At 58.1% G+C, this 4,788-nt stretch carries 5 protein-coding genes; 3 read left to right on the top strand and 2 right to left on the bottom strand.

From position 1 onward, the window contains the following. From AC1D0P_RS21970 to AC1D0P_RS21960, 3 genes are all read left to right on the top strand, one after another. Positions 1–990 (top strand): AAA family ATPase (locus AC1D0P_RS21970; RefSeq protein ID WP_477678687.1); only part of this gene is annotated, 990 nt, incomplete at its 5' end. Further along, positions 983–2,086, top strand: a complete 1,104-nt coding sequence (locus tag AC1D0P_RS21965; protein ID WP_477678686.1) for a hypothetical protein — start codon at positions 983–985, stop codon at positions 2,084–2,086. The genes AC1D0P_RS21970 and AC1D0P_RS21965, both read left to right, overlap by 8 nt. An 11-nt stretch (positions 2,087–2,097) precedes the next feature. Then, a complete protein-coding gene (locus AC1D0P_RS21960) occupies positions 2,098–3,012 on the top strand; it encodes a restriction endonuclease (RefSeq protein ID WP_477678685.1) in 915 nt (304 codons plus the stop codon). A gap of 60 nt (positions 3,013–3,072) precedes the next feature. On the opposite strand, the gene argG is transcribed toward AC1D0P_RS21960, so the two are convergent. Together argG and ppnP are read right to left on the bottom strand one after the other, a co-directional pair. Continuing rightward, positions 3,073–4,404: an argininosuccinate synthase gene (argG, locus tag AC1D0P_RS21955; RefSeq protein WP_477678684.1), complete on the bottom strand. Its 1,332-nt coding sequence runs from the start codon at positions 4,402–4,404 to the stop codon at positions 3,073–3,075. 80 nt (positions 4,405–4,484) lie between these two features. Further along, positions 4,485–4,788 (bottom strand): pyrimidine/purine nucleoside phosphorylase (gene ppnP, locus AC1D0P_RS21950; protein WP_477678683.1); only part of this gene is annotated, 304 nt, incomplete at its 5' end.

Genomic DNA, 4,788 nt, shown 5'->3' with positions numbered 1-4,788 from the left:
GCCAAGCTGCGTGGGCGTGAAAACAATAGGAGCCCGTTGCAAGAGCTACTGGAGCGTGGCGGCTGGCATCATTTGGTTTCAGTCGCGTTCCGCTCGCGCCTGCAAACAGATCAATGGGATGGCAAGCTGTGCGAGACCGCCCACGATTGGTGGCTGTGCGCGAGCGAGGTGATTGTCGAGCCGCATCCGGTGGAACCGCGTCGCACAGTTTGGTTCGACCTCAACGGACCATTCGACACTCAAGGGCAGTCTTTTTTGTCTCCCGCCCGCGATGAGTTGCAAACCTGCATCAGCCAGGGCGAAGCCTTGTGGGCCTTGCTGGGTGGCGCAAAGGATGCCAGAAGCTTTGAGCTCTTTACCCGCTTGCTAGAGTTGAACCAGGCTGGCTTGTTTGACGATGTGCTGCTGCGCTTGCGCCGCGCGGCCGTGCCTGCCGGGAGCGCCGAGCCCGGTTCGCCCGACATTGGCGTATTGCGCTACGAGGAACTTTCGGACGGAGAGCAGATGGTGCTGGGCCGCATGGCGCTGTTTCACTTGCTGCAAGGCCAGCAGGACGCCTTGCTACTACTCGATGAGCCCGAGACCCATTTCAACGATAAATGGAAGCGCGAGATTGTCGACATCATCGACGACGCCATTGGTCACACGTCCAACGACGTGTTGATATCCACCCATTCGGCCATCGTGCTCTCGGATGTGTTCAACAACGAGATCGTGATGGTGCAGAAAACGCAGAATGGTTCGACCGTCCGCAGTGTGGACGAACCGACGTTCGCGACCGATCCCAGTGCGCTAATGATGACGGTGTTCGGGGCGGAAGATAGCATTGGCAAACGCGCTCAGGAGTTCATTGAGGGCAAGCTCCGTCAAGCTACCGGCACGCCAGACGAAGTGGCCGACTTGGAGCGCCTGATCGCCCGAATGGGCTCGGGCTTCTATCGCAGCGAGCTGCGCACTTTGCTCAATACTTGGCGGGGGGGCAATGCTTAAACCCATCCATCGCGTTGCGTGTTCTCCGGCTCTGGCTGCCTGCCAGCAGTTGATGCGGCGTTTTGCGCTGTGGTTGTGTGATCCTGCGATCACAGGTGCCCACATCAGCCTGCAGGGTTTACAGCCCCCCGTGCTTGCCAGCACGATTGAGGCGAATTGGTTGTGGGAATTTCTCCAGCGCGTTGACGCCGGTCAATCGTTATTGAGTCGTGCACAAACGGTTGCGGCCATGCCTGCGGCGCAGAAGACAGCCTTGGGGGCTTGGATACAGACTGTCTCTGCTCTTGCAACCCAATTTCAACCCATACCAACACCGTGGCCAATCAATCGCCCGGTTGCAATCGAGTCGGACTGGATCGCTTTCAAAGAGCTATTTGAATCCTTCTACCAAAAGGGATTTGAGAGTGGCTTGCCTTACCTGCCCAATGGCACGCCCACGGCTGCTGCTGGCGTGAACTACGCCGACTACGTGACCGCCTTTCGCAATACCCATCGCCTGAATCCAGCCCCCGATGCGCGTGAGGTTTGCGTACTATGCGGCGGCCTGCTAGGCGACACTCCGCAGGTTGATCATTGGGTTCTCGAGAGTAGGTTTCCGCTGCTGAGCGTTTGTGCAGACAACCTCTTTTTAATTTGCAGCACCTGCAACGAGGCACCGAACAAGGGTAAAAAACCTGTTCATTCCAACGGCAGCTTTGCCGATTGGTTTCATCCATACTTGYGTCCGGGCAATGGCACGGTGCGTTTGGGCTACGTGCTGGCTGATCTCTCTGTGCAGTGCTCGGCCGTCACCCCTGCCGATCAGCCCAAAGCAGCCAAGCTAGACGCACTACTCAATTTATCAAGTAGGTGGACACGTGAATTCAAGGCCGAATATGCCAAGCAACAAGGTGTGCTGTCTGGACGTGAACGAAGAAGAATAGCGCAACAACAACTAAGACAAACACAACAAGACGTCGAGCTCCATGTGCAGCAATGGAAAGATGATCTGCTACTCAGTGAGCCTCATCACGAGGTACATGATTTGTTGGGGCTGGCCTTAATGGAGCCCGCGCGGGTCCAGGCTTGGTGTGCAGAGCTTGCATCGATTAGTTGAAAGGTAGTGTTATGGCTGAAATTACACGCCGCCGTACCGGCGAACTGTTACGCGAGTTGTTCAACATTCTTATGTCCAAGACCGATGGACTGCGGGCCAGCGAGGCGCTGCAAACACTATCGGAGCGGGTCACGCTCACGCCCTATGAGACAGACACCTATGAGTCTGGAGGGCGGCGCTTTGACAAGATCGTGCGCTTTGCAACGGTGGATTGTGTCAAGGCAGGTTGGCTGCTTAAAGACAAAGGCATTTGGTCCATCACTGACGAAGGTCGCAAGGTGCATGCGGAGCTACAAGATCCGGAGGCCTTTTATCGCCAGGCCGTAAAGCTCTACAACGCCTGGCGTTCTGCCCAGCCAGATGCAGGGCCCGTGCCTGCTGTAGGCGCAGGAGACGCAGAGCCGCTAGACAGCGACAATGCGGCCAAAGCGGTAAGAATTACGTTTGAAGAAGCCGAAGAACACGCTTGGGCCGAGATTTCGCAGTACCTGCGCAACATGCCGCCGTACGAGTTTCAAGAGCTGGTGGCAGACTTGCTGCGCGCCATGGACTACTACGTGGCCTGGGTGTCGCCGCCGGGGAAAGATGGTGGCATCGATATCTTGGCGCAGCCAGACGTGCTGGGCACACGTCCGCCGCGCATTAAGGTACAGGTCAAACGGCAACAGCAGGCCGTGAGCGTGGACGGTTTGCGATCGTTCATGGCCCTCTTGGGCGATGAAGATGTGGGCCTATTTGTGTGCACTGGTGGTTTTACCAAAGACGCCATTTCCGAGGCGCGCACGCAAGAGAAGCGCCGCGTCACCCTAATCGGACTAGAAAAACTGTTTGATCTGTGGGATGAGCACTATGACCGCTTGTCCGACACGGCACGTAGGCGTCTACCCTTACGATCTATCAAATTTCTGGCACCTGACGGGGCTTGATACCTAGAAAAAGAAAAGCCCGCTTTCGCGGGCTTTTCCATTAAAGCTATTGATCTTGGCTTACTTACCCAACTTCAAAAAGTCATCCCCCTTGCCCAGCTCCAGCATCCCGGCATTGGAATAAATCCCCAGCTTGGCGCGCGTATCGGTGATGTCCAGGTTACGCATCGTCAGTTGCCCAATACGGTCCAGCGGCGAAAACGGCGCGTCTTCCACCTTCTCCATGCTCAGACGCTCAGGCGCGTAGGTCAGGTTGGGTGATTCGGTGTTCAGCAGCGAGTAGTCGTTGCCGCGGCGCAGTTCCAGCGTGACGGTGCCGGTGATGGCGCTGGCGATCCAGCGTTGGGCGGTCTCGCGCAGCATGATGGCCTGGCTGTCAAACCAGCGGCCCTGGTACAGCAGCCTGCCCAGCTTGCGGCCGTTGTCGCGGTATTGCTCTATGGTGTCTTCGTTGTGGATGCCGGTGACGAGGCGCTCGTAGGCGATGAACAGCAGCGCGAGGCCGGGGGCTTCGTAGATGCCGCGGCTCTTGGCTTCGATGATGCGGTTTTCGATCTGGTCGCTCATGCCCAGGCCGTGGCGTCCGCCGATTTCGTTGGCCTTGAGGATCAGGCTCACGAGGTCTGGGTATGCGACGCCGTTCAGTGCGACGGGGCGGCCTTCTTCAAAGGTCACGCTGACTTCTTCGGCCTTGACGACGCAGTCGTCTTTCCAGAAGGGCACGCCCATGATGGGGTTGACGATCTTGATGCCGCTGTTGAGGTTTTCCAGGTCCTTGGCTTCGTGCGTGGCACCCAGCATGTTGCTGTCGGTGCTGTAGGCCTTCTCGGCGCTCATCTTGTAGCCAAAGCCGTTGGCCGTCATGAAGGCGCTCATTTCAGAGCGGCCGCCCAGCTCGTCGATGAACTGCTGGTCCAGCCAGGGCTTGTAAATTTTCAGCGCGGGGTTGGTCAGCAGGCCGTAGCGGTAGAAGCGCTCGATGTCGTTGCCTTTGAAGGTGGAGCCATCGCCCCAGATGTTGACGTCGTCCTGCTTCATGGCCGACACCAGCATGGTGCCGGTGACGGCGCGGCCCAGCGGCGTGGTGTTGAAGTAGGTGACGCCGGCGGTGGTGATGTGGAAGGCGCCACTTTGCAGCGCTGCAATGCCTTCAGCGGCGAGTTGTGGGCGGCAGTCGACCAGGCGCGCCTTGATGGCGCCGTATTCCATGGCCTTGCGCGGGATCTCGTCGTAGTCGGCTTCGTCGGGCTGGCCCAGGTTGGCGGTATAGGCATAGGGCAGGGCGCCCTTCTGCTTCATCCACAACAGCGCGGCGCTGGTGTCCAGGCCGCCAGAGAACGCGATGCCGACCTTTTGGTTGGCGGGGATGTTTTGGAGAATGGTGTTTGACATTGAATGTGCCTCTAGCCCGTGTGAAATATGCGCAAGCAGCTATGAATAAAGGAGCGGTTTTGGATGGCTCCAGACGTTTTTTAACCGAAGTGGCAGATGTAGTGGTAGGCCGCTTCGCCTGCGGCAACGCGGATCTCGAATTTGGCATTGCCGGGGACGCTGAATTTTTCGCCGGCTGAGGACTTCATCCAGCTGTCGCTGCCGGCCAGCTTGTATTCGCAGGCGCCGGCCACGCATTCCATGATCTCGGGCGCGCCGGTGTTGAAGGTCAGGGTGGCCGGCAGGATCACGCCCACCGATTTTTTGCTGCCGTCGGCGAAGGTGATGCCGTGGCTCACGCATTTACCGTCAAAGTACACATTGGCCTGGGTGCTGACGCTGACG

This window comes from Polaromonas sp. P1_G2, from assembly GCF_056405515.1.
The sequence above is the reverse complement of the archived record's forward strand: the minus strand, read 5'-3'. Positions and strand labels throughout refer to the sequence as shown.